The following is a 24,705-nucleotide window of genomic DNA, read 5'->3' as shown; positions in this document are numbered from 1 at the left end:
GGGGGATCGGTGCCGGCAGCAGCCGGCCGGGGTTGAACAGGTGCGCGGGGTCGAGCCACTGCTTGAGGCCGCGCATCAGGGCCAGTTCGACCGGCGACTTGAAGTGGGCCATCTCGGTGGTGAGCGTCTGCCCGATGCCGTGCTCGGCACTGAAGGTGCCGCCCAGCGCGTGGCTGACTTCGTTGACTGCGTGCTTGATGCGCCGCGCGGTGGCCTCGCGGTCGGGCAGCGCGTCCCATTGGGCAAAGCCCAGGAACGGGATGAAGTGGACGTTGCCGTCGCCCAGGTGGGCCACCACGATGATCGGCAGGCCGGGGAGGATCTCGCGCACCGCGGCGCTGGCGCGGTCGATGAACTCGGGCACGGCCGACACCGGCACGGCGCTGTCGACGGTCAGGCCCACGCCGGCCTTCTTGTTGGCTTCCGACACGCTGTGCCGCACCTGCCACATTGCCGCGCGCTGCGCGCCGCTGCTGGCGACCACGGCGTCCGACACCAGCCCGCGCTCGGCGCCCTGCAGCAGCACGGCCTGCAGCGCCTCGGCCAGGGCCGGCTCGTCGCGCGTGTCGGACAGTTCCACCAGCACGTGCCAGGGGTGCGTCAGCGGCAAGGGGATGCGGCGCCCGGGCACGTGGTCGACGACGAACTGCAACTGACCCGAGTCGACCATCTCGAAGGCCGAGAGCTGCGCGCCGCAGGCCGTCTGCACCCGCCCCAGCATGGCCAGGGCCGTGGCGGGGCTGGGCACCGCCATCCAGGCCACGGCGTGGGCCGTCGGCAGCGGGTGCAGCTTGAGCACGGTGGCGGTGACGATGCCCATCGTGCCCTCGGCGCCGATGAACAGGTGCTTCAGGTCGATGCCGGTGTTGTTCTTGCGCAGGCGGTACAGGCCGTTCCAGACCTGTCCGTCGGGCAGCACGACCTCGAGGCCCAACACGTTGTCGCGGGTGTTGCCGTAGCGCAGCACGCCGGTGCCGCCGGCGTTGGTGGCGATGTTGCCGCCGATCTGGCACGAACCCTCGGCGCCCAGGCTCACCGGGTAGAGCCGCCCGGCCTCGGCGGCGGCCTGCTGGATCTGGGCCAGCACGCAACCCGCCTCGACTTCCATCGAGTGGTTGGCCGCGTCGACCGACCGGATGCGGCGCATGCGCGCCAGGTTGACGATCACCGGGGGCGGGCCGGCCGCATCGGGCACGGCGCCGCCGCACAGGCTGGTGTTGCCGCCCTGGGGCAGCACCGGTGTGCCGGCGCGCACGGCGGCCTGCACCACCGCGGCCACCTCGGCCGTGCTGGACGGCAGCACCACGCAGGCCGCATCGCCGCGGTAGCGGCCACGCCAGTCCTCGACATGGCCGGCCAGGTCGCCCGCCTCGGTCAGCACGGCGTCCCGACCGAGCATCGCGCGCAGGTCGTCGATCAGGCTCATCGGGCCTTTCCCGGCTGCCGCTGCGGCCGAAAGGGGGTTGCGAGGCGATCGGATGATAAGCGCAATGAGCGAAATGCAATCACTTTCTGCGAGTCCATGACCGCCAAGGGGCGAACGGCGCGGGCGATCGTCGCCGGCCGGCGGCAGTGCCGGTGGCGGGGGCTCGGGTGATGCGTCGGGCTGCCGCCTCACGCGGCGGCGCGGAGGGCAGGGGTGTCGACGGCTCGATGCCGCGGTGTCGGACGATCCGGGCCCACCGGCCTTGCCGGCGGCGCGGGCCGATCAGGGGTGCTCGGGATCGTCGAGGGGCGCTGCATCCCGCGACTTGCCGCGGCCCTTCTTCTTCGCGGCGCGTGCGGCCTCCCGGGCCTGGCCCTCGGCCACCCACTGGGCGTGTTCCTCGGGCGTTTCCAGCGTCACGCGGCCCATCGCGCCCGAGCGGAAGTCGTTCAGCACCACCTCGGCCGCCTTCTGCAGGTTGAGGCGTCCGCCGGTCTGCACCAGGCCGCGCTGGCGGGCGATCAGCTCCAGCAGCGCATCGGCCGGCATCGCCGCCAGGGCGGCTGCGTCGGGCAGCTTGTAGCGGGTGGCGATGGCCGCGGCATACGAGGCCTGCAGCGCCTCCAGCAGCACCAGCGCCACCTCGTGCTCGTCGTAGGCGTTGCGGCCGATCGCGCCGCTGGCGGCCAGCAGGTAGCCGCTCTGCGGCACCGTGATGCGCGGCCACAGCATGCCGGGGGTGTCGAACAGCGTCACGTCGCTGGCCAGCACGATCACCTGCTCGGTCTTGGTGATGCCCGCCTCGTCGCCGGTCTTGGCGGCCTTGCGCCGCACCAGGGTGTTGATCAGCGTGCTCTTGCCGACGTTGGGGATGCCGCAGATCAGCAGCCGCAGCGGCTTGACCATGCCGCCGCGCAACGGCGCCATCGCGCGGCAGGCCGTGACCAGGCGCGCCGCGGGCGCGGGCTCGCTGGCGTCCAGGCCGATGGCGCGGGTACCGGGCTGCGCGTTGTAGTGGTCCAGCCACAGCGTGGTGCGGGCAGGGTCGGCCAGGTCCTGCTTGTTCAGCAGCTTCAGCGCGGGCTTGCCAGCGGTCAGCTCGGCCAGCAGCGGGTTGGCGCTGGAGCCGGGCAGGCGCGCATCGAGCAGTTCGATCACCACGTCGATGCCGGACTTCAGCCGCTCCACCATCGCCAGCCGGGTGGTGTGCATGTGGCCGGGGAACCATTGGATGGCCATCGTGGGGCTGCCTGTCGCGTCGGGTGGAATCGGCCCCGATTGTCCGGGACGGCGCACCGGGCGGCGCGCGGCCCGCGGCGCCGCCCTGCGGCGGCGTCCGCCAACCCGGCCGAACGCCGCGACGGCGCAAGGGTCTGTTCAGGGCGCCAGGTAGCGCGCCACAGCGTCCTCGTCCCAGGCGATGCCGGTGCCGGGGCTGTCGTTCGCGAGGGCGTGGCCCTGCTCGAGGCGCAAGGTGTCCTGCAGGATGGGGTCGGCCCAGTCGACGTACTCGAGCCAGTGGCAGGTGGGCGTGACGGCCAGCAGGTGCGCGCTGATCTCCGGGAACAGGTGGCTCGACATCGGCAGGCCCGCGCTGTCGGCCAGCGCCGCCGCGCGCATCCAACCGGTGACGCCGCCGATCTTCATCGCATCGGGCATGCACAGGTCGGAGCCGCCCTCGGCGAGGCACTTGGCCATCTCCAGCGGGCCCCACCAGTTCTCGCCCATCTGGATGCGCACGGACGAGCCACGGCGCAGCGCGGCATGGCCGGCGTGGTCGTCGGCCAGCGTCGGCTCCTCGACCCACTGCAGTCCTTCGCCGGCCAGCGCGGCCAGGCGGTGCTTGGCCTCGGCCACCGACAGCGCCTGGTTGTAGTCGGACATCAGCAGCGGGCCATCGCCGACGGCAGAGCGCACCGCGCGCACCACCTGCACGTCGGTTGTCGCGTCGTCGTAGCCCAGCCGCACCTTCATCGCCGGCAGGCCGGCCCGCGCCAGTTGCTCGGCCTCGGCCGCCACGCGCTGGGCGCCCATGATGCCCAGGCCGCAGCTGTTGTAGGCCGGGATGGGCCGCGGCGTGCCGCCGAGCAGCCGCACGAGCGGCACGGCCTGCGCGCGGGCCAGCGCATCCCAGGCCGCCATGTCGAGGCCGGCCAGCGCCATCGCCACCACGCCTTTGTTGCCCAGCAGGCGGAACTGCCGCTGGAACTTGCGGTCCAGGTCAGCCGGCGCCACCGCCGCGCCCACCATCAGCGGCAACAGGTTGGCCAGCATCTGCATCACCGGCTTCAGCGCCAGCGGCGTGTAGCAGAAGAGGTAGGTGGAGCCGGTGACCCCCTCGTCGGTGAACAGGTCGATCAGCGCCAGCGGCGCGGTGGTGACGGTGCCGACGCTGGTCTGCAGCGGCAGGCGCAGCGGCACCAGCACGCCGCGCACGCGCAGGTCGCGGATCCGCAGGCGGGGCAGTGGGGTCATTCGGTCTCCTGGGGCCTCGGGGGTCTTCGGGCGCGTCTGCGTGCAGGGCAGGGCGTGCACGTCGGTGCGGCGGCGTCGGCACCGACCGCCGGTTTATCCGTCGAATGGTTCGGGACCGCAAGCGGGGGCCGATACCCATGCGCAGCGTCGAGCCACGCCGTTCGGTGTCGAGCAGCCGACTGCTACCTCGGGTGTCGCAGCGGCCAGCCTCCCTCGTTCGCGATGGGGAGATGCGGCGCCAGGCAACATGATGATCGTCATATTCCTGTTAGAGTCCTTCACATGCCCGCCCCACCCAGCCGCAAGGAAGCCACCCACGAGCGCATCGTCGAGACCGCGGCGCGGGCGATCCGTCGCGCCGGCTTCCAGGGCGTGGGCGTGGCCGACATCATGAAGGAGGCCGGGCTCACGCACGGCGGCTTCTACGCCCACTTCGCGTCGCGCGATGCGCTGCTGGCCGAGGCCCTGGCCCATGCCGGCCAGCAGGGCGCTGCCAGCCTGGCGCGGGCCACGCAGGCCCGCGAGGCGCGCGGCGCCAGCGCCTGGCGCGCGCTGGTCGAGGGCTACCTGTCCGACCGCCACCTGGCGGCCGCCGAGAGCGGCTGCCCGGTGGCCGCGCTGGCCTCCGAGATGCCCCGGCAGTGCGCCGAGGTGCGCGAGGCCGCGGCCGTGCGCGTGCGCGGGCTGGTGGCCCGCGTGCAGGCCGCGCTGCCGCCTGGCGCGCCGCCCGACAGCGCCGCGGCCGTGGCCGGCCAACTGGTCGGCGCGCTGCAACTGGCGCGGGCGCTCGGCGACAACGCCGAGGGCCGGGCCCTGCTGGCCGCCACGCGCCGCACGCTGCTGGCGCAGCACGACCCCGTTCCGGACGCCTGACCGATGCGCGCTGCGCACACCGCCGCCATCGGCGGGCCGACGCCGGGCACGCTGGAATATGACGGCCGTCATATCGAATCGACCGGTCCGCGATTGGCGACCGACCCCGAACAGCTGCAGGCCGCCACCGCCTGCCGATGACCTGGAGACCCGCGTGAGCACCGTCCTGCCCCTCGATCCGCCGACGGCCGGTTCGCCGCCGCCCCCGCCGCCGAACCCGCGCACGCAGCAGATGCTGCACGGGCCGCTGCTGCCCACGCTGCTGCGGCTGGCCACGCCCAACGTCATCGGCCTGTTCGCGACGACGCTGGTCATCGGCTACGACGGCTACATCCTCGGCCGCCTGGGCGCCGAGGCGCTGGCCGGCATCGCGCTGGTGTTCCCGCTGTCGATGCTGATGCTGCAGATGTCGGCCGGCGGCATCGGCGGCGCCACCACCGCCGCGGTGGCGCGTGCGCTGGGCGCGGGCCGCGGCGACGACGCCGGCCGGCTCGCGCAGCAGGCGCTGTTCATCGCGGGCGCCCTGGCCGTGGCCTTCATGGCGGTGCTGCTGGGCTTCGGCCGCGGCGTGTTCGGCGCGATGGGCGGACGCGGCGCCGCGCTCGATGCGGCGATGGCCTATGCCACCGTGCTGTTCGGCGGCGCCGCGGTCATCTGGTGGACCAACGTGCTGGCGGCCATCGTGCGGGGGTCCGGCAACATGCTGCTGCCGTCGCTGATGCTGATGGCCACGGCGCTGGTGCATGTGCTGCTGTGTCCGCTGCTGGTGTTCGGCTGGGGGCCGGTGCCGGGCCTGGGCGTGGCCGGGGCCGCCTGGAGCACGCTGGCCACCAACGCGCTGGCCGCCGCGGTGATGGCGGCCCACCTGCTGCGGCGCGATGGCGCGGTGCACCTGAACCGCGCGCCCTGGCGCCTGCACGGTGGCCTGTTGCGCGACATCCTGCGCGTGGGCGCGCCGGCCTCGCTGAGCCCGGTGCTCAGCAATGCGTCGATCGCCGCGGCCACCGCCTTCGTCGGCAGCTTCGGCACGGCGGCGCTGGCCGGCTACGGCGTGGCGGCGCGGCTCGAGTACATCCTGGTGCCCATCGCCTTCGGCTTCGGCACCGCGCTGACCGCCATGGTGGCCACCAACATGGGCGCCGGCCAGACGCCGCGGGCGCTGCGCGTGGCCTGGATCGGCGGCGGCCTGGTGGCCGCCATCACGGGCTCGATTGGCGCCGTGGCGGCCCTGTGGCCGGCGCTGTGGATGGACCTCTTCACCGCCGACGCGGCGGTGCGGGCGGTCGGCGGCAGCTACCTGCGCATCGTCGGCGGCTTCTACGGCCTGTTCGGCCTGGGGCTGGCGCTGTTCTTCGCGTCGCAGGGGGCGGGGCGCATGGCCTGGCCGCTGGCCGGCAGCCTGGCCCGCCTGCTGGTGGTGGCCGGCGGCGGCTGGTTGTGCGTGTCGGTGCTGCACGGGTCGGCTGAGGGCTTCTTCGCCGTCGTCGCCTTCAGCATGCTGGTCTACGGCGGCACGATCGCGGGCGCCATCCGGCTGGGCAGCTGGACGCGTCGATCAAACGATATCAAACCATGAAAGGACAGGCCATGACCCTCACCGCCGACCACTTCAACGCCCGCGGCGCCACGGCGCTGCCGGGCCACCTGGGCCTGGTCGTCACCCATGTCGCGCCGGCCGAGGTGCGCGCCGAACTGGCCGTGGCGCCGACCACCATGGCGCCCAACGGCTACCTGCATGCGGGCAGCGTGGTCACGCTGGCCGACACCTGCGCCGGCTATGGCTGCGTGGTCAACCTGCCCGAGGGCGCGAAGGGCTTCACCACCATCGAGCTGAAGTCCAACCACCTGGGCACGGCGCTGAGCGGCACCATCGAGTGCGTGGCGACGCCGGCCCACCTGGGCCGCACCACGCAGGTGTGGGACGCGGTGGTCACGCACCGCGAAACGGGCAAGACCATCGCGCTGTTCCGCTGCACGCAGATGGTGCTGTACGGCCCGGCCGCACGCTGAGCGCTCTGCGGGCCGGCCCGCCGGGGGGAAGTCGCCCGGCTCAGCCGGCGTGGCTGTGCTCGCGCCCCAGCTTGAACACCCCGACCACTTCGTCGAGGTGTGCCGCCTGCTCCTGCAGCGAGCGCGTGGCCGCGGCGGCCTCGTCCACCAACTGGGCGTTCATGCGGGTGGTGCCGTCCATCTGAGCCATCGCCGAGTTGACCTGCTCGATGCCCGAGATCTGCCCCAGGCTGGCCGCGCTGATGCCGCCCATGAGGTCGGTGACGCGCTGGATGCTGGTCACGACCTCGTTCATCGTCGAGCCGGCCTGGTGCACCAGCTTCGAGCCGCTGTGGGTCTGCGTCACCGAGGCATCGATCAGCGCCTTGATTTCCTTGGCCGCGTCCGCCGAGCGTTGGGCTAGCACGCGCACTTCGGACGCCACCACCGCGAAGCCGCGGCCATGCTCGCCGGCGCGCGAGGCCTCCACCGCGGCGTTCAACGCCAGGATGTTGGTCTGGAAGGCGATGCCGTCGATGACGGTGACGATGTCGGAGATGCGGCTGGACGAGGCATTGATCGAGTCCATCGTCGCCACCACCTGCGACACCACCGTGCCGCCCTGCACGGCCACCTTCGACGCCGAGATGGCCATCTCGTTGGCCTGGCGGGCGTGGTCGGCGTTCTGGCGCGCGGTCTGGGTGAGGTGGGCCATCGACTCGGCGGTGGCCCGCAAGGCCTCGGCCTGCGCATCGGTGCGCGACGACAGGTCGAGGTTGCCCGAGGCGATCTGCCCCGACGCGGTGGCGATGGTGCGCGTGCCTTCGCGCACGCGGCCGACCACGGTGACCAGGCTGTCGCGCATGTCCTTCAGCGCCTGTTGCAGGCGGCCGATCTCGTTGGTCGAGGCCACGACGATGGGGTGGGTCAGGTCGCCGGCGGCGATGTCACGGGCTATGGTCACACCCTGGTCCAGCGGCCGCGTCACCACCTTGCGGATGAAGGGGTGGATGATCAGCAGCACCGGGATGCAGGTCAGCAGCGCCATGAACATGGCCATGGCGCGCTGCCGCGCGATGGCGGCCATCGATTCGTCGAGTGACAGCTTCATGCTCACCACACCGAGCACGGCGTTCTCGGCCACCTGGTGGCAGGTGGTGCAATCCTTGCCGAGGTAGTTCTTGCGGGCCAGCGTCGGGCGCACGGCGCGCAGGTACTCGCCCTTGCCGTCGGACTCCACCCGCACGATCTCCTGGCCGGTGGCCAAGACCTGCTTCTCGTCGGCATCGGGGTCGTGCACCTCGGCGGCGGAGCCGGGACCGAAGGTCTTGGTGATCGCTTCGCCACGCACGACGCGCACGTCGCGGATGTTGTTGAGCTGCTTGATCTGGTCGAGGAACACGCTGCGCTGGGCGATCGTGCCGGTGACCATCATGCCGGTCAGGCCAGCCATGGTGGCGTCGTGCATGCTCAGCGAGAAGCCGCGCGCCTGCTCGATGGCCGCGTCGCGGTTGACCTTGTTCTGCCACAGGATGCCGCCGGCCCAGACCACGGCCAGTGCCAGCCCAATGGTCACGAGCAGTTGGACCCATATCTTCAGATTGGCGAGCCGCATGGCCTCAGCTTTCTGGCGTTCGAAGGACGCACGGTTGAATGTCCCGATGTTGTCAGCGGGCCCCGTGCTCGAAACGCCGAAAAGCGGGGTCTTGCCGTCCCTGCCTTCGATCGGTCATGGTTCGGCCCGGTCATGGTCCGGCCCATCAGGCGATCACATCGGTTGCGTTTGCTCGTCACCGTCGCGCGCCGGGCTGCGGCTATCCTCCGGGCTGCGGCCGTGCGCCGAACCTGCCCAGGAGCCCCGATGACCCTCATGACGACCCGACGCGCCTGCCTGTTGACGATGGGCCTGGCCGTTGCCCCCGCGGCCCTGGCCGAGGGGCTGGCGTCGTCGGCCTCGAGCGCCGGCTCGGCCTCGGTGGGCAGCCTGTCCGACTCGATCCACCGCTCCAGCCACAGCTCGTCCGGCGACGGCCGGCAGGTGGCCGAGGGCGACTACCGCATCGTCCAGGTCGCCGAACTGGCCGACCGGCCCGAATTGCGCCGGCTGCGGCTGCAACCCGCCAAGGGCAGCGGCGACGACGGCGGCTTCCTGCTCGACCTGCCGCAGCGCGCGCTGGTGCGCCACGGCGTGGCGGCAGCGGTGCTTGTCCAGGTGCGCCACCGGCCCTATGGGCTGGAGTTCGCCCGTGCCGACACCCGCGAGGCCTTCTTCCTGGTGCTGGCCGACGACTGGCACCGCGAACTCGACCCGCGCGCGCTGTCGCTCTGACCCCCCGGCCGATGCGCGCGCTGTGGCTCGCGGCCCTGCTGGGCGCGTGCGCCGTGTCCGGGATGGCGCGGGCGGCGTCGCTGCAGCTGTGCAGTGCGGCGCCCACGCTCACGGCGACGCAGCAGGACCGGCTACTGCGCTTCTCGGCCATCGTGCGGCGCGAGCTCGAGGCCTCTGGCGAGTCGGTGGCGCTGGTCGCCCGCTCGGGGCTGGCGCTGGGCCGCTTCGGCGTGCGCTTCACGCATGCGGGCATCAGCCTGAAGGCCAGCCCCAACGGCCCCTGGTCGGTGCGACAGCTCTACTTCGCCTGCGCCGAAGGCCGGCCGCGCCTGTATGACCAGGGCATGGCCGGCTTCGTGTTCGGCACCGACGACCCGGCGCTGGGGCACGTGTCGATCGTGCTGCTGCCGCCGGCCGAGGCCGATGCGCTGCAGCGCGCGGCGCTGGACACGCCGCTCGCCCTGCGCCTGCTGGCAGGCACCTACAGCGCCAACGCCCATGCGCACAGCCTGCGCTACCAGAACTGCAACCAGTGGGTGGTGGAACTGCTGGCCACGGCCTGGGGTGGGCCGGGCATCGATGCCGGCCATCCACAGGCCGATGCCGACAGCGCCCCGCGCGGGCGCGCGCAGCGCTGGCTGGCCGCACAGGGCTATGCGCCGCAGCCGATCGAACTGGGCTCGCACCCGATGATGGCCGCCGCCGGCTTTGTGCCCTGGCTGTACTTCGACGACCATCCGCCCGACGATCTGTTCGCGCTGCGCTTTCGCACGACGATGCCCGCGTCGATCGAGGCCTTCGTGCGCGCGCACGTGCCCGGCGCGCGGCGCCTGGAGCTGTGCCACGATGGCCGCCAGGTGGTCATCCACCACGGCTGGGAGCCGGTGGCCGAGGGCTGCCGGCCCGGCGAGGGCGATCGCGTGGCGGCGCTCGACTGAGCGAGCGGTGCACCGGCGCAGGCCGGGGCGGAGTCGACCGCGCCGCCGGCGTCCATTGGCCGCCTTGCGGCGGCATGGATCGGGGGCCGCGCCGTCAATCTTGGCTGGTGTCAGTGCCGCGCACTGTCCATCAAGCCCATGTCAGCGCTGCCCATCAACGCCTCGATGTCGGTCAGGATGAGCATGCGTTCCACGTCACCGCTCTTGATGCAGCCGATGCCCATGATGTAGTTGGCGTCCACCGAGGCGTTCATCTCGGGCGCTGCCTTGATGCTGTCGGCGCCGAGTGCCAGCACGTCGGACACCGAATCCACCACCGCGCCGATCACACGGTCGCGCACGTTCAGCACGATCACCACGGTGCAATCGGTGTACTCGGCGGTCTCGCAGCCCAGCTTGAGGCGAAGGTCCACGATGGGCACGATGACCCCGCGCAGGTTGACCACGCCCTTCAGGAAGGGCAGTGCATTGGCAATGCGCGTGGGCGCCTCGTAGCTGCGGATCTCTTGCACCCGCAGGATGTCGATGCCGTACTCCTCGCCACCGAGGCGGAAGCTGAGGAACTCCTTCGGCATGGCGGCTGCTGCGGCCAGTGGCGCAGCAGTCCGTGCAGCAGCCGATGCGACAGCAGGCGCTTCGGTGGGACGTTGTTCGACGACCATGTTCATGTGGGTCTCCGGGAGCGTGGGGGACGCGTCTTTGTTCGGTCGGTCGTGCTCAGAACGAGGTCCAGTCGTCTGCGCCGCCCTTGGCCGAAGCGCTGGCGACGTGGCCCTGCTCGTCGGCCCGTGCCGCCGAGGCGGCAGGCTTGTCCTTGGGTCCGGAGGCAGTGACCTTCTTCGACGGGGTCGCGCCGCGGCTCATGCCACTGGGCGCACGGCTTGCCGACATCGCGGCGGAGGCCACTCCCGCGAAGCCTCCCTGCGACAACTTGAACACGGCCACGGCCTGCACCAACTGCTGGGCCTGGCCTCTGAGGCTTTCCGCGGCCGCGGCACTTTGTTCCACCAGCGCGGCGTTCTGCTGCGTGGCCTGGTCCATCTGGCTGACGGCGTCGCCCACCTGCTGCACGCCCGAGCTCTGCTCGGCGCTGGCCGCGGTGATCTCGGCGACGATGCCGCTCACCCGCTGGATCGAGCCCACGATCTCGCCCATCGTCTTGCCGGCCTGGTCGACCAGCAGGGTGCCTTGCTCGACCTGCTCGACGCTGCGCCCGATCAGTGACTTGATCTCCTTGGCGGCTTCGGCGCTGCGTTGCGCCAGGTTGCGCACCTCGCTGGCCACCACGGCGAATCCGCGGCCCTGCTCGCCGGCACGCGCGGCCTCGACCGCCGCGTTCAGCGCCAGGATGTTGGTCTGGAACGCGATGCCGTCGATCACGCTGATGATGTCGCCGATCTTGCGGCTGCTGTCGTTGATGGCCTGCATCGTGGTGACGACCTTGCCGACCACCTCACCGCCTTGCGCGGCCACCGCGGAGGCGCTCTGCGCCAACTGGTTGGCCTGCTTGGCGCTGTCGGCGTTGTGGCGCACGGTGGTGCCCAGCTCTTCCATCGTGGCCGCCGTTTGCTGCAGCGCGCTGGCCTGCTGCTCGGTGCGACCGGACAGATCCTGGTTGCCCTGGGCGATCTGCGCACTGGCCGTGGCCACGCCTTCGGCGTTGGCCCGAACCACGCCGACCACGTCGGTCAGCGAGGACTGCATCGCCGACAGCGAGCTCAACAGGGGGCTGAATTCGTCGCGAGCGGAGTCGGCCACGGCGATGGTGAAGTCACCTTCGCGCACCCGGTCGGCCACCTGCTGCGATTCGCTCACACGCTGACGCAAGATGCGGGCAATGGACCAGGAGAAGGCCAGCAGGCCCACGGAGATGGCTGCCACCAGGCCGCCCAGTTGGAGCCGGATGCTGTCGGCGGCTGCGCCGATGGCTTCCACTTCCTGGCTCAGGTTCTTGTCCTGGCGGCTGCGTTCGGCGCTGAGCCAGTCTTGCATGCGCGCAAAGGCGGGAATGGTCTTGTCCATCAGCATGGTCAGCGCCGCATCTGCCTTGCCGTCACGCACGAGTTGCATGTTGGCCTCGGCCACCGGCCAGGTCACCTTCTGCAGTGCCAGCCAATCCTGCGCAAAGGCGTCGCGCCCGGCCTGCGTGGTGATTTCCTTCAGGAAGTCGGCATCGTTCTTGGAGATCTGCGCCCGCTTGCTCTGGATGTCCTGCTCGGCCAGCTCGACGTCCTTGGGCGCTTTCATCAGCAGGCCATGGCGCACGCTGGACAGCACCTGCGACACCTTCAGTTCGGTGCTGGCGATCAGGCCGAGCTGGAGCACTTTCACCGCGCCCGCACTTTGCGCCAGGTCGCGGACGTGGACGAGCTGTATCCATGCATTGATGGCCAGCGCCGTGAGCGCCGCGATGAGCAACAGCGACACCGAATAAAGACGGCCGCTGATGCTGAGTCTTTGGAGGAAATTCATTCTGTGGTTCCTGGCTGGAGTGGACATGCGCCGGGACGGGGCCGTCACCATTCACGCCGGTCCCGCGATCACCACGTTGTCGGCCATGCCGGCACAGGGTTGATGCGCGCCCTCGCCAAACGTTGAGCTTTGACAAGCGCGGCGCAGAATCCGCTGACGGAGGTGCTCGCGCCTCTGTCGTGCAGGGGCGCAGGCGCGTCGATCGGGCAGGTTGCGAACGCAAGGACTCGCCTCCGCCGCTGCACTGCAGCCGGAAAGCGAGAAAGGCGAGCGGGCCGATGAATCGGCCCGCTCGCCCCCAACGGTCGTCACCTCGAGGTACAGGAACCCATGGTTCCGGTTGCGCTCCAGGTGGAACTCGGCCTCACACGATGCGCACCATGACCATGGTCTGGTTCAGCAATTGGTAGGCGATCTCGCCGAAGGTCACCGGGCCGGCGACACCACCGATGGCCTTGCCTTCCAGCTCACCGTACAGGAAGTTCAGGATGCAGTTGCAGCCCAGCACCACGCCTTGCGGAGAGACATGCTCGAGCTGGTCCCGGAAGGCGGCGGCATAGTCGGGCACCTGGCGCGCGAAGTGGTAGTCGACGCCCGGGAACACCGGCGCATAGAGCGCCACGGTGCCGTCGCTGCCGACGGATTGCAGCGACACGTTGACGCGCGCGCCGGCAAAGTCGCCCACCAGCGGCAGGCGGCCGTGCTCCAGGCCGCGTTGTCGCACGTATTCCGCAAAGTCGACCTGCTCACCGTTCACCCGGCAGCGACGCACCGCGAAACTCGTCTCGTCGAAGGTCAGCACATCGGTGCCGTCGGCCTCGAACAGGTTGACGATCTCCACCAGCGCGGCCTTGTCGTCCGGCAGGCCGACGTAGGCCACGACGGCGCCGTCGGCGTGCGCGGTGCGGGTGCGCCCGTCGTACACCAGCGCCGTGTCATGGCCCAGGTCGGACAGATGAACGCCTGCGATCCAGCCCACGGTGGGCTTCAGGAAGGCGCCTTCGTAGCTTGCGGCTTCTGCCGCGAACCGCTGATGCGCGCTGCTGCCGGCCGGGATGATGGTGAACGAGAAGCCGTTCTCGGGGGCGTTGCGTGCAATGCCGGCCAGATCGTCTGCGGGCTGGTACGCGATGTGCACATCGCCCACGGCCGACAGGTCGGTGACGAACACTTTCCCGTCGGTCACGACGGTGCCGCCGCTGGGCAGCATGAAATAGGGGATGGTGCCGCCGATCCAGTGGCCTGCGGGCAGGCGCTCCAGGTCGACCTTGGGCCCGGCAATCGCCAGCTTCCCGCCGCGTTCAATCAACTCGGCGGCATTTGCCGTGGTCATCAGTTCGTTCAGCATGCTGGCTCCTTACACGGTGGTGAATTGCTGGATCTCAGCCTGAAGCACACGCTCCCACTTGGAGAAGAAGGCGTGAATCTCGGCGGCTTTTGCGGTCATGCTGGCGTTGCTGCCCTGGAGGCGCTTGGCCATCAACTGAATGCCGAGGTTCTGGGTGCGCAGTCGGGCGAGCGAGCCGCTGGCCAGCTTCTGCCAGACCGGGCTCTGCAATGCTGGAAGAGACATATCGATTCCTTGGAAATTGAGGACGCGAACGGGTGCCGCACTTGGCGCGGTAGTTCGCATATCGGCCGGCGTCGTCGGAACTTGACATCGGCATGCGGGCCGTTGCTGCGAGTTCATCGTCGGAACAATCACCCGTGATGAATCTGTCGAGCAGCAGGGCGATTCGGTACCAGTTGGCGCGGTCGCCCGCATCCAATCGGTCAAGGCATCTGCACTGTCGAAACGGCGACCTTCGGCCGCTTTCGCAAGCGGCGCCTGTTCCGGCGCCTGCCCGGACGGGCGAACTGCTGTGCCGCAGGGTGCAGAGACACGTGATGGGTCTGCCGCAGCCGCTTTGGCCACGGCGGCCATTCCTTCTCTGCCGCCCCTGTGGGCGGTCAGTAGATGTCCGGCTCCACCACCGGCGCGCCGAACGAGGTTTCGAGGAAGTCGAAGTCGCAGCCCTGGTCGGCCTGCAGGATGTGGCGGCCGAACATCCAGCCGTAGCCGCGCTCGTAGCGCGCTGGCGGCGGTGTCCAGGCGGCGCGGCGCGCGGCGAGTTCGGCGTCGCTCACCTCCAGGTGGATGCGCCGCGCCGGCACGTCCACCGTGATGCGGTCGCCGCTGCGCACCAGCGCCAGCGGGCCGCCCATCGCGGCCTCGGGCGCACAGTGCAGCAGGCAGCCGCCGTAGCTGGTGCCGCTCATGCGCGCGTCGCTGAGGCGCAGCATGTCGGTCACGCCGGCCTTCAGCAGCTTGGTCGGGATCGGCAGCATGCCCCACTCGGGCATGCCTGCGCCCTTCGGGCCGGCATAACGCAACACCAGGATGTCCTCTCCGGTGACGTCTAGGTCAGGGTCATCCACGGCCTTCTTCAGGGCCGGGTAGTCGTCGAAGACCAGCGCGCGGCCGGTGTGCTGCAGCAGGTGCGGTGCGCAGGCGCTGGGCTTGATGACCACGCCGTCGGGCGCCAGGTTGCCGCGCAGCACGGCCAGCGCGCCCTCGGCGTAGATCGGGTTCGCCAGCGGGCGGATCACGTCGTCGTCGTGGCACTCGGCGCCGGCGATGTTGTCGCCCAGCGTGCGGCCGTTGACGGTGAGCGCATCGGTGTGCAGGTGGCCGCGGATGCGCTCCAGCATCGCCGGCAGGCCGCCGGCGTAGTAGAAGTCTTCCATCAGGTATTTCTCGCCGCTGGGCCGGATGTTGGCGATCACCGGCACGTGGCGGCTGGCGGCGTCGAAGTCGTCCAGCGTCACCGGGTGGCCGGCGCGGCGCGACATGGCGATGACGTGGATGATGGCGTTGGTGCTGCAGCCCATGGCCATCGCGCACGCGATGCCGTTCTCGAAGTTCGCGCGCGTCAGCAGCCGGGCCGGGGTGAGGTCGTCCCACACCATGTCGACGATGCGGCGGCCGCATTCGGCGCTCATGCGGATGTGGCCGGCGTCGGCCGCGGGGATGCTGGATGCGCCCGGCAGCGTCAGGCCGATGGCCTCGGCGATGCCCATCATCGTGGCGGCGGTGCCCATGGTCATGCAGGTGCCGTGGCTGCGCGCGATGCCGGCCTCCATCTCCTGCCAGGCCCGGTCGCTCAGGCGGCCGGCGCGGCGTTCGTCCCAGTACTTGAAGGCGTCCGAGCCCGAGCCCAACACCTGGCCGCGCCAGTGGCCGCGCAGCATGGGCCCGGCGGGCAGGTAGACGAAAGGCAGGCCCATGCTCAGGGCGCCCATCGTCAGGCCGGGCGTGGTCTTGTCGCAGCCGCCCATCAGCACCGCCCCGTCGACCGGGTGGCTGCGCAGCAGTTCCTCGGTCTCCATCGCCAGGAAGTTGCGATACAGCATGGTCGTCGGCTTGACGATGGGCTCGGACAGGCTGATGGCGGGCAGTTCCAGCGGCAGGCCGCCGGCCTGCAGCACGCCGCGCTTGACGTCTTCGACGCGCTGCTTGAAGTGCGCGTGGCACTGGTTGGCGTCGCTCCAGGTGTTGATGATGGCGATCACCGGCTTGCCCGCCCAGTCGGCCGGCGCGTAGCCCATCTGCATCAGGCGCGAGCGGTGGCCGAAGGAGCGGAAGTCGTCGGGCGCGAACCAACGCGCGCTGCGCAGCGTGTCGGGGGTCTTGCGCGGAGGGTTGGTTCGGGTCATGGCGGGCAGGGCAGGCTCATCGGGGGGAGTGGCATCAGCGGTCGGGCCAGGGCGCCGCGTCCACCACCGGGAAGGTGCCGCTGAAGCGATCCAGCAGGTCGAACAGGGTGCCGAGCAGGGCCGCCTGTCCCGACAGCACGATGCGGCCCTCGGCCAGCGCCTGCGGCATCGGCAGGGTCTGCATCAGCACCTCGTCCAGCGTGGCGCGGGTGCAGGCCACCTGCACGTCGGAGGCGGCGAGGTCGTCGACCGCCAGGCTGCTGAGCGCGCCGTGCGACAGCGTGCTGAGCCAGTGCGCGCCGCTGCAGGTGAAGTGCCAGCCGATCGAGAAGCGCTGCGCCTGCGCGCGCGGCGCGTTCACCCGCACCGCCAGCGCGTCGAACAGCAACTCGTTGCTCAGGGCGCCAAGCAGCATGTTGCCGGCCATCATCACCGTGGCCGGTGGCGGGCCGCTGCGGTATTCACGCGCGGCCAGCAGGTAGGCGTTGCGCCATGTCGCTGACTCGGCCTGATAGCCCATCTGCTCCAGCGCGCGTGCCGCCAGGTCGCGTGCCGGGGGATGGTCGGGATGGGCGTAGACGGCGTGCTTCATCACCTCGGCCACCCAGCGGAACTCGCCGCGCTCGAAATCCGCCGCGGCGCGCGCCATCAGCGCGTCGAGGCCGCCCATGTAGTCGACGTGCTTGCGCGCGGCCTCCACCGGGGGCAGCGCGTTGAGGTTGGCCGGGTGGGCGTCGTACCAGCTGAGGTAGTGCTGGACGATGGCCTTGACGTTGTGCGAGACGGTGCCGTAGTAGCCGCGGGTGTGCCAGCGCTGCGCCAGGGCCTCGGGCAGTTGCAGCCGCTCGGCGATCTCGGCGGCCTTCAGGCCATGGCTCATGAGCCGCACGGTCTGGTCGTGCAGCACGCGGTACAGGTCGCGCTGCTCGGCGATGAAGCGCTGCACGCGGGCCGCACCCCAGGTGGGCCAGTGGTGCTGGGCAAAGACCACGTCGGCGCCGTCGCCCCAGCGCACCAGCGCCTGGTGCAGGTACTTGGCCCAGGCCAGCGAATCGCGCACCTTGGCGCCGCGCAGCGGGCAGAGGTTGTGCAGGTTGTGCGTGGCGTTCTCGGCCAGGTTGAGCGCGCGTTCGCCGGGAAAGTAGAAGTGCATCTCCGACGGCGCCTCGGTCTCGGGCGTCAGCTGGAAGTGGATCTCGACGCCGTCGATCACGTGGCGCTCGTGCGCGGCCTCGATCGTCCAGGTGGGTGCGATCAGGCCGGGCCGGCCCAGCGGCAGGGTCTTGCCCAGGCCGGCGTCGACCTGGCCGCGCGGGCCCTTGTCGAGCGTGTGGCCGAACTGGAACTGCGCGCGCCGCGCCATCGCCACGCCGGCGATCACGTTCTCGGCGGTGGCGTGGTACAGGAAGCCCGAGGGTGCGATCACCTGCACCCGGCCGGCCTTCACGTCGGCCTCGCTGACCAGGCCGTGCACGCCGCCGAAGTGGTCGCCGTGGCTGTGGCTGTAGATCACCGTGTGCACGGTGCGCGGGCCGCGGTGCTCGCGGTACAGCGCCAGCGCGGCGGCGGCCGTCTCGGGGCAGGTGAGGGCGTCGAGCGCGATGACGCCGGTGTCGCCCTCGATGAAGGTGATGTTGGCGATGTCGAAGCCGCGCACCTGGAAGATGCGCGGCGTCACCTCGAACAGGCCGTGCACGCGGTTCAGCCGCGCCTGGCGCCACAGACTGGGGTGCACGGTGTCGGCCGCTTGCTCGTCGTCGAGGAAGCCATAGGCCTCGAGGTTCCAGGCCGGCGGGCCTTTGGGCCGGTTGACCTGTGCATCGGCCACCGTGCCGATGAAGCCGCGGCGCGCGTCGTGCCAGTCTTCGCTGTCCTCTGCGGGCATCGATTGCGCCATCAGCCGGTGGAAGTCGAGGGTGGCGGCGTGGGCGCAGCCGGGGGTGTCGTCGAGGGCCATGTCGAAGGTCTCGGGCGGTGCTCGGGGCTTCGATTCTGGCGCCCGCCACGCAAGGTCTTCGCGCGGGTTGTCCCGCAGCCACGGTGCCCGCGCTTGCGGTGCCGGCAGCGCGGGCGGGCTACCGCCCGGCGAAGTCGGCGCGGCCCGCCGGGCGCAGCACGAGCCGCACGTCGTCGCCCACCAGGGCCAGCGTGTGCACGAGGAAGCTGGGCGCCTGGTCCAGGCTCGCCAAGGGTGGCAGCACGGCCATGTCGCGGCCAGGCCCCAGCAGCTTGGGCGCCAGGTACACCAGCAACTCGTCGACCAGGCCGGCCTGCAGCAGGGCGCCGCTCAGCGTGGCGCCGGCCTCGACGTGCAGTTCGTTGACGCCGGTCTCGCCCAGGCGGGTCATCAGCCGGTGCAGGTCGATGCGGCCCTCGGGGCCCGGCAGGGATTCGAGCGTGGCGCCGCGGGCGGCCAGCGCCGCCACGCGCTCGGCGGGCGCGTCGGCATGCACCACCAGCGTGTCGCCCGGCGGTGGCAGCACGCAGGCCTCGAGCGGCAGGCGCAGCGTGGGGTCGACCACGATGCGCCGCGGCTGGCGCTCGGTGGGCACCAGGCGCACGTCGAGTCGCGGGTCGTCGTCGAGCACCGTGCCGATGCCGGTGAGGATGGCGCCGGCCCGCTTGCGCCAGCGGTGGCCGTCGGTGCGCGCGTCGATGCCGGTGATCCACTGGCTGCGGCCGTCGGCCAGCGCGGTGCGGCCATCCAGCGAAGCGGCGATCTTCAGGCGCACCCAGGGCCGCTGGCGCAGCACACGCGACAGGAAGCCGAGGTTCAGCTCACGCGCCGCGTCCACGGCCGCACAGGGCGGTGCCAGCACCACCTCGATGCCGGCGGCGCGCAGCCGCGCCAGGCCCTGGCCGGCCACCTGGGGAAAGGGGTCGGTGATGGCCACCACCACGCGGGCCAGGCCGGCGGCGATGAGCGCGTCGCAGCACGGTGGCGTGCGGCCGTGGTGGGCGCAGGGCTCGAGCGAGACCCAGGCGGTACCGCCGCGCACGTCGTGCCCGGCCGTGGCCGCGACTCGCAGCGCGTGTGCCTCGGCGTGCGGGCCGCCGGCCTCCTGGGTGAAGCCCTCGGCAGCCAATTGGCCGCTGGCCGTGTGCAGCACGCAACCGACCCGCGGATTGGGTTCGGACAGCCCGATCGACTGGTGCGCCAGCTCGACCGCCCTGTGCAGCAGACCGAGGTCGAGTGCGCCGAAGGACATCGCGGGGAACGATCGGCGCGTCAGGGCGCGGGCTGGTGCTGCCGGGTGTTCGTGTTGACGAAATCGGCGGCCGCCGGGTTGGCGGCCACGTCGGTCGGGCAGGCCTTGCTGCCGTTCACCACCAGGAAGTTCTGGTTGATCAGGTTGCCGGCCACGTCGGTGTAGTTGCGCGGATGGTCGGTGTTGTCGGTGACGTCGTTGGCGGCCTGGGTGTAGCGGCAGACGCGCACCTCGTCTCGATCGGTGCCGATGTCCCAGTCCGAGATCGACACGGTGGACCGGCCGCTCCAGGTGCCCAGCGGGTTGGGCATGACGATGCAGAAGTACTCGACCGAGAACTGACGCATCGCGTCGGACATGGACCCGAGAAGCTGGGTGAAGCAGGTGGTGCCGGCGGCATGGTCCACGCTGGTCAGCCCCAGCGACACGGTCGTCGGCATGGCCGGCCAGCGAGGGTCGTCCGCGTCGGCGGCGGTGAGGGCTCGGCCGGCGTCGTTGGCGGCATTCACCGGGCCGATCGGCTGCGGTGGAACGACCGCGGCGCAGTCGTCCAGGTCGCCGAGTTCCAGGTCCTCGGTGTCCTCGTTGCCGACATCGCATTGCTTGACGATCTCGCCGGTGGCGTTGTTGATCACCCAGGCCAGGTCGTGGTCGTCGCCGGACGGCTTGTACACGCTGACATCGTCGTCCAGGCGATTGGCGACACCGGCCAGGTTGAAGCGCACGTAACCCGACAGCAGCTGCGCCGTGGTAGCGCTGCAGACGCCGAGCGAGCCTTCGTCGAGGGTCTCGGAGGTAGAGGCCGCAACGACGATGCAGACGCGCGTGATCACGCCGGTGGTGTTGTTGAAGGTCCAGGCCACCGTGCCGCCCTCGCGGGGCTTGAACACGCTTTCGCCGGAGCCCATGTCCTTCGCGCGGGGTGGGATGGTCGGGTGTCGGCCCGAGCGTTGCGAGGCGGCCGTGCGCGTCGGCGGCACCGACAGCAGGCCGGACAGCACCGGCGCGGCGCCGGCCAGCACGTTGCGCAGCACCACGGTCTGGCGGTCGTCGTGGCGGTCCTGCCAGCTGACGGCGATGGTGAGCGACTTCTGCGCCGAGCCGACCTCGTTGTTGACGATCCGGTCGATGGTGAACGTGGTGTTCGCGACGGCGACCACGGCCACGGTGCCCATCTGGGTGACGACCTCGTCCCAGCCCAGTGTCGCGCCGGCCACGGCCGCCATTTCCTGGAAGGACCGCAACTGCTCGAGCTCCTGTTCAGCCAGGCGGGTGGCCTCCGAGCGCTGCTTGGCGATGTCGGCGTTCATGCGCAGCGTGGCCTGGACGCCGACGACGGCGAGCATGCCGAAGGCCATGATGGCCATGGCGATGAGCGCCTCGACCAGCGAGACACCGCGTGAGCGCCGTGGTCGACGAATACCGTTGGTGGGGTGCATGTCGATGTCCGTCACTGGAGCGTGGTGTTCTGCCAGCTGCCTGGCACGCGCACGAACGAGCCATAACCCAGGCTGATGCGTTGCATGATGTCGGCGTCGTAGGCGATGGTCACCGGTGCGTCGCCCTGGAAGTTGCGCGTGGCCACGACCGACCCGATGATGGTCGAGCCGGCCGCCGTGGCCGCCCACTGGATGTCGCGTCCGCTGAACACGAAGCCGTTGACCGTGACCACCGCGGACACCCGCACGTCACCCGTGGCCACCAGCATCACCGGCACGGCCGCCGTGCCCAGTGCGCCGGCGTCGTTGAGGTTGATGTCGCCCGCGACCCAGATCACCCGGCCGGGGTTGTTGGCCACCGCGCCCGCGATGCTGGCGCTGGTGCAGCCGAGGGGGCAGTTCACCATCACGGAGGACGGCTGGCGGCTGTAGGTGCCGGCGTCCATGCCGAACAGCGTCTGGAACAGGTCGAGCCGGCCCGCCGGCGGTGCCGATCGCAGCAGCAGTTCGGGATCGTCGAGGCTCGTCGAACCGGCGCCCCTGGACCCGGCGGGGCCGATCAGCGCGGGCGGCGTCGCCGCGACGATCGGCCGACCCGTGTGCAGCGTGACCCCGGTGCGGGCATCGGGGTTGCTGACGGTCAGCAGGTTGGCGCCGGCCATGGTGATCGTGTCGCCGACCGTGAGCGCGGCCACCGGCGGGATGGGCAGGGCGCGCGCCAGGCCCAGCGTGATCTGCAGGTCGGTGACCGCGTCGACCCAGGGCCGCACGCTGCCGTACGCCGACTGGCAGGCCGTGGCCTGGTTCGGGTCGGCCTCGATGGTGGTGGAGTAGCCCATGCTGGAGCAGCCGCGCGCGCGCACCACCACCCGACCGGGGCTGCCGGGCATGCCGATGAACTCGAGACGGAACACCGGAGCGGGACCCTGGACGAACGGCAGGGTCGGCCGGGCGTCGATGGGGCAGCTGCACTGCCACGCCGACCCCGGTCCGACCGGTGCATCGGTCATCACGCACGCCACCGTGCGGGGACGGGGTGCTACCGGATCGGCCGGGTCGACCCACGTGAAGTGGTTGTACGACCCGTCCGCCTGGGTCTGGAAGTAGCGGCTGCGAAAATCGGAATCGGCCACATTGACGCTGGGCTGGCAGGTGGCATCCAGCCGTCCGCCACTGAGCATGGCGACGGCCCAGTCGATGCCTGCATCGGCGGCGCTGGTGGCCGTCGTCGCGCGGTAGTTGTTGACCGAGACGCGCTGCTCGTAGATCAGGTTGCGGTTGGCGTAGGCCGCCACCATGGCCATGACGAAGAACAGCAGCATCACGATCGTCAAGGTGGCCACGCCGGAGGCCGGGCGCGCCGGGAGCGCCCGACGCACGCGCCTCGGACGGCGATGGCCCAGGGGGGTGCGGGTCATGCGGGGCATGTGCCGGCCACTCCGTCGTTGCGCAGCCGAACGGTGGTGCCGACGCTGCGTTGCACGGCCGCATCGTGGCGCGCGCGGCCGGTGATGCCGATCGTCACGCTGCGGATCTGCTGGCGCGGCCAGCAGGCCGTGCCACCCACACCGGGGCATTCCTTGGCGCATGGCACCACCAGCGTGTTCACGGCCACGGGGGCGGCGAACTGGGTGATCTCCAGCACGTTGGCATCGGTGAGGGCCTGCCATCCGCCCGCGCCGATCTGCATCTCGATCACGCCGCTCGCGGCGTCCAGCGCGAAGCCGAACTGCTCTGAAGCGTCCTCGACATCGTTCTCGCCGATCGGCGGCGGCGACAGGGGCGGCAGCGAATCCGAGCGCGAATACATGAGTTCGGTCCGGCCATTGCCCACGTCCTCCCACAGCCCGCGGTAGGGATTTACCTGCACCACCGCGCCGGCGGCGGGCCACACCGTGTCGCCGGCATGACCCCAGTAGCCGGCCCGGCGCACGTCGCGGGCGATGATGTCGGCGGTGGCGCGCAGATCCTGCTGGATCTGGGTCTCGAGCAGCAGCAGTCGGTTATCGGACAGCTGTCCGGTGACGACCATGGTGGCGCCGGCGAGCACGAACATGCCGATCGCGATGCCGACCAGCATCTCGACGATGGACAGCCCGCGCCGCAGGCGCCGGGCGAAGCGATGGCCGATCACGCGCATGCCGGGTGCCCCACGATGGTTGAGCCTTCGGGCGCGCAGACCTGCGGCCGCCCGGTGGCGTTGGTCAGGACCCTGAGCTTTCGATTGGCACCGCCGCTGACGTCGACCTGCATGGTGTTCATGCCGGTGGGCAGGCCACGGATGGCATCGAACACCAGGCTCGCGCGGTCGGACACGACGGTGATCTTGCTGGTCTTGATCACGTTGACGGTCTTCAGCTCGAAGCGATTGCCCGCGTTGGCGCCGCCACAGGCGGTTCCGGTCGGCAGGCTGCATCGGCAGGCATTGAACAGGTTGGTGGTGTGCACCGTGTAGCAGGTCTGCGTGGCGACGTTCTGGAACGTGATGGCCACGTTCACACCGCGCCGCACGGCTTCCCCGCGGGCGTACTGGATGTCGGTGACCATCTCGGCCGCCGAGGCGCGCACGCGCTGGACCAGGATCCATTCGGTCACCGAGGGTGCCGCCAGCATCAGCAGCACGCCGGCGATCGAGACGGTGACCAGCAGTTCGACCAGCGTGAACCCATCGGGCCGACGCGGCGCGGGAGCAGGCAGTCGAGTCATTTCACCCAGCACGGATTGTTGACAGACGTGTCGGTGACATTGCCCGCGTTGGTCGAGCTGAACCGCACCAGGCCGCTGTGATCGTTGACGTTGGACCCCAATGCGATGCGCAACACCTTGCACTTGGCATCGTTGGACTGCGGCGACGAGGCCGAGGCCGTGGCCGTGGCGGTGTAGGTGCGCGGACCGGCGTTGGCCAGGGCGATGGTGTAGTGGCCGTCGGGGGAGGTGTCGGCCAGGGGCAAGGCATCGGGGTCGGCGCCGGTGGCATCCAGTGCGCCCGAGTAGGTGGCCCGATTGGCGCGGAAGCGCTCCTGCGCGTGCTGCACCCGGGTGAGCGCCGCCACCGCGTCGGCGCGGCGGCCCTTGCGCATGACGTCGACGAAGCTGGGGTAGGCGAGTGCCGCCAGGATGCCGACGATGGCCACCGTGATCATCAACTCGATCAGCGTGAAGCCCCGGACCGCTTCGGGGGTGGTGACTCGTGCCTTTGTCATGGCGCGATTGTCGCGAGCAGGGGCGACGAACGCACGGGCCTGGCCGGCCGTTCGTCGGCAGGGCGCGGCCGTTCGTCGTGGCGCACCGCGACCGAGGGGGCTCAGCACGCGGCCTGGCCGCTCAGCCTGGCGCCGGGCGAGCAACTGCGGACGCGCCCCATCACGTTGACCACCAGGTGCAGCGCGCGGCCCTTTGTATCCGCGAGTTTCAGCGTGGCCGTTGGCGTGACCGTGCCCAGTTCGGCGCTGAAGGCCAGCGAGGCCTTCGTGCTCAGGTGCGACACGCCGCGGCCCGCCTCGTGCAGGTTCATGTGCAGGGGTGCGGCGTCGCCTTCGCACATGGGCAGGCCATCTGCCTTGCAGACGCAGGCGTTCTTCGGCCCGGTGTGGATCAAAGTACAGGTGCCCTGCGCGGTCTGCTGGATCGCCAGGCGCACTGGCTGGCTGCCGGCAATGGCCATCGACCGGGCCAGCTGCAGCTCGGATTCGAGCTCCGCCCCGGCCGCCTTCAGGCGCTGCGCCTGGATCAGATCACCCATGCCGTCGAGCGAGACGCCGGCGGCCGTCAGCGCCACCGAGGCGGCACAGAGCAACTCGATCGTCGACAGGCCCCGCGTGCGCGAGGTGGCGCTGACGGCCGCCGGCGTCTCGCTCGA

General features: G+C 70.9%; 23 protein-coding genes. 6 read left to right on the top strand and 17 right to left on the bottom strand.

What is annotated here, in order from left to right:
- From EOINJALH_RS11035 to EOINJALH_RS11025, 3 genes are all read right to left on the bottom strand, one after another.
- Positions 1-1,426: FAD-binding oxidoreductase (locus tag EOINJALH_RS11035; protein WP_088280414.1), on the bottom strand; the 1,426-nt coding region annotated here is incomplete at its 3' end.
- 282 nt (positions 1,427-1,708) lie between these two features.
- Positions 1,709-2,665, bottom strand: coding sequence for a ribosome biogenesis GTPase YlqF (gene ylqF / locus EOINJALH_RS11030; RefSeq protein ID WP_088280413.1), 957 nt, complete (start codon positions 2,663-2,665; stop codon positions 1,709-1,711).
- A 138-nt stretch (positions 2,666-2,803) separates the two neighbouring features.
- On the bottom strand, positions 2,804-3,901 hold the full coding sequence (locus EOINJALH_RS11025; protein WP_088280412.1) for an enolase C-terminal domain-like protein: 1,098 nt from the start codon (positions 3,899-3,901) through the stop codon (positions 2,804-2,806).
- Positions 3,902-4,183: 282 nt separating this feature from the next.
- Here EOINJALH_RS11025 and EOINJALH_RS11020 point away from each other — a divergent pair, with 282 nt between their 5' ends.
- From EOINJALH_RS11020 to EOINJALH_RS11010, 4 genes are read left to right on the top strand one after another with little or no spacing between them, the layout of a single operon-like run.
- On the top strand, positions 4,184-4,774 hold the full coding sequence (locus EOINJALH_RS11020) for a TetR/AcrR family transcriptional regulator (protein ID WP_088280411.1): 591 nt from the start codon (positions 4,184-4,186) through the stop codon (positions 4,772-4,774).
- 3 nt (positions 4,775-4,777) lie between these two features.
- Positions 4,778-4,915 carry a hypothetical protein gene (locus EOINJALH_RS31680; protein WP_158219721.1) on the top strand — a complete coding sequence of 46 codons (138 nt, stop codon included), beginning with the start codon at positions 4,778-4,780 and terminating at the stop codon, positions 4,913-4,915.
- Between the two features lie 13 nt (positions 4,916-4,928).
- Entirely contained in the window at positions 4,929-6,350 is a 1,422-nt protein-coding gene (locus EOINJALH_RS11015; protein ID WP_158219720.1) for an MATE family efflux transporter, read from the top strand.
- 11 nt (positions 6,351-6,361) lie between these two features.
- Entirely contained in the window at positions 6,362-6,784 is a 423-nt protein-coding gene (locus EOINJALH_RS11010) for a PaaI family thioesterase (RefSeq protein WP_088280409.1), read from the top strand.
- 40 nt (positions 6,785-6,824) lie between these two features.
- Here EOINJALH_RS11010 and EOINJALH_RS11005 read toward each other — a convergent pair whose 3' ends face one another.
- Positions 6,825-8,378, bottom strand: a complete 1,554-nt coding sequence (locus EOINJALH_RS11005; RefSeq protein WP_088280408.1) for a methyl-accepting chemotaxis protein — start codon at positions 8,376-8,378, stop codon at positions 6,825-6,827.
- A 246-nt stretch (positions 8,379-8,624) separates the two neighbouring features.
- Between EOINJALH_RS11005 and EOINJALH_RS11000 the strand changes: the two genes are divergently transcribed.
- The gene (locus EOINJALH_RS11000; RefSeq protein WP_088280407.1) at positions 8,625-9,092 is read left to right on the top strand and encodes a hypothetical protein; all 468 of its coding nucleotides are present in this window, start codon (positions 8,625-8,627) and stop codon (positions 9,090-9,092) included.
- A gap of 11 nt (positions 9,093-9,103) precedes the next feature.
- Positions 9,104-10,030, top strand: coding sequence for a DUF2145 domain-containing protein (locus EOINJALH_RS10995; RefSeq protein WP_088280406.1), 927 nt, complete (start codon positions 9,104-9,106; stop codon positions 10,028-10,030).
- A gap of 110 nt (positions 10,031-10,140) precedes the next feature.
- Here the strand turns inward: EOINJALH_RS10995 and EOINJALH_RS10990 are convergent, their stop codons facing one another.
- From EOINJALH_RS10990 to EOINJALH_RS10930, 13 genes are all read right to left on the bottom strand, one after another.
- On the bottom strand, positions 10,141-10,698 hold the full coding sequence (locus EOINJALH_RS10990) for a chemotaxis protein CheW (protein ID WP_088280405.1): 558 nt from the start codon (positions 10,696-10,698) through the stop codon (positions 10,141-10,143).
- A gap of 49 nt (positions 10,699-10,747) precedes the next feature.
- Complete coding sequence (locus EOINJALH_RS10985; RefSeq protein WP_088280404.1) at positions 10,748-12,502, bottom strand: methyl-accepting chemotaxis protein; 1,755 nt, start codon at positions 12,500-12,502, stop codon at positions 10,748-10,750.
- A 364-nt stretch (positions 12,503-12,866) separates the two neighbouring features.
- On the bottom strand, positions 12,867-13,850 hold the full coding sequence (locus EOINJALH_RS10980) for a DUF6976 family protein (protein ID WP_088280403.1): 984 nt from the start codon (positions 13,848-13,850) through the stop codon (positions 12,867-12,869).
- A gap of 9 nt (positions 13,851-13,859) precedes the next feature.
- Complete coding sequence (locus tag EOINJALH_RS32675) at positions 13,860-14,417, bottom strand: hypothetical protein (protein ID WP_234413785.1); 558 nt, start codon at positions 14,415-14,417, stop codon at positions 13,860-13,862.
- Positions 14,418-14,452: 35 nt separating this feature from the next.
- Positions 14,453-16,198: an L-arabinonate dehydratase gene (gene araD, locus EOINJALH_RS10970; protein WP_088280401.1), complete on the bottom strand. Its 1,746-nt coding sequence runs from the start codon at positions 16,196-16,198 to the stop codon at positions 14,453-14,455.
- Positions 16,199-16,232: 34 nt separating this feature from the next.
- A complete protein-coding gene (locus tag EOINJALH_RS10965; RefSeq protein ID WP_088280400.1) occupies positions 16,233-18,155 on the bottom strand; it encodes an alkyl/aryl-sulfatase in 1,923 nt (640 codons plus the stop codon).
- Positions 18,156-18,273: 118 nt separating this feature from the next.
- On the bottom strand, positions 18,274-19,407 hold the full coding sequence (gene ribD, locus EOINJALH_RS10960) for a bifunctional diaminohydroxyphosphoribosylaminopyrimidine deaminase/5-amino-6-(5-phosphoribosylamino)uracil reductase RibD (protein ID WP_088280399.1): 1,134 nt from the start codon (positions 19,405-19,407) through the stop codon (positions 18,274-18,276).
- A 20-nt stretch (positions 19,408-19,427) separates the two neighbouring features.
- Positions 19,428-20,846 (bottom strand): prepilin-type N-terminal cleavage/methylation domain-containing protein, encoded by a 1,419-nt coding sequence (locus EOINJALH_RS10955; RefSeq protein WP_088280398.1) that lies wholly within the window; start codon positions 20,844-20,846, stop codon positions 19,428-19,430.
- Between the two features lie 11 nt (positions 20,847-20,857).
- Complete coding sequence (locus tag EOINJALH_RS10950; protein WP_144289970.1) at positions 20,858-22,264, bottom strand: hypothetical protein; 1,407 nt, start codon at positions 22,262-22,264, stop codon at positions 20,858-20,860.
- Positions 22,261-22,986, bottom strand: a complete 726-nt coding sequence (locus tag EOINJALH_RS10945) for a PilW family protein (protein WP_088280396.1) — start codon at positions 22,984-22,986, stop codon at positions 22,261-22,263. Before EOINJALH_RS10945 ends, EOINJALH_RS10950 begins: the two co-directional genes overlap by 4 nt.
- A complete protein-coding gene (locus tag EOINJALH_RS10940; RefSeq protein WP_088280415.1) occupies positions 22,977-23,552 on the bottom strand; it encodes a GspH/FimT family pseudopilin in 576 nt (191 codons plus the stop codon). Before EOINJALH_RS10940 ends, EOINJALH_RS10945 begins: the two co-directional genes overlap by 10 nt.
- Positions 23,549-24,049, bottom strand: coding sequence for a type IV pilin protein (locus EOINJALH_RS10935; RefSeq protein WP_088280395.1), 501 nt, complete (start codon positions 24,047-24,049; stop codon positions 23,549-23,551). Before EOINJALH_RS10935 ends, EOINJALH_RS10940 begins: the two co-directional genes overlap by 4 nt.
- A 101-nt stretch (positions 24,050-24,150) precedes the next feature.
- Positions 24,151-24,705, bottom strand: a 555-nt coding sequence (locus tag EOINJALH_RS10930) for a GspH/FimT family pseudopilin (RefSeq protein WP_088280394.1), incomplete at its 5' end; no start/stop codon positions are given.

The sequence above is a fragment of the Ideonella sp. A 288 genome, from assembly GCF_002198735.1.
Classification (GTDB): Bacteria; Pseudomonadota; Gammaproteobacteria; order Burkholderiales; family Burkholderiaceae_C; genus Pseudaquabacterium.
Note: the sequence above shows the minus strand (reverse complement) of the source record. Positions and strands in the feature narration are given on the sequence as shown.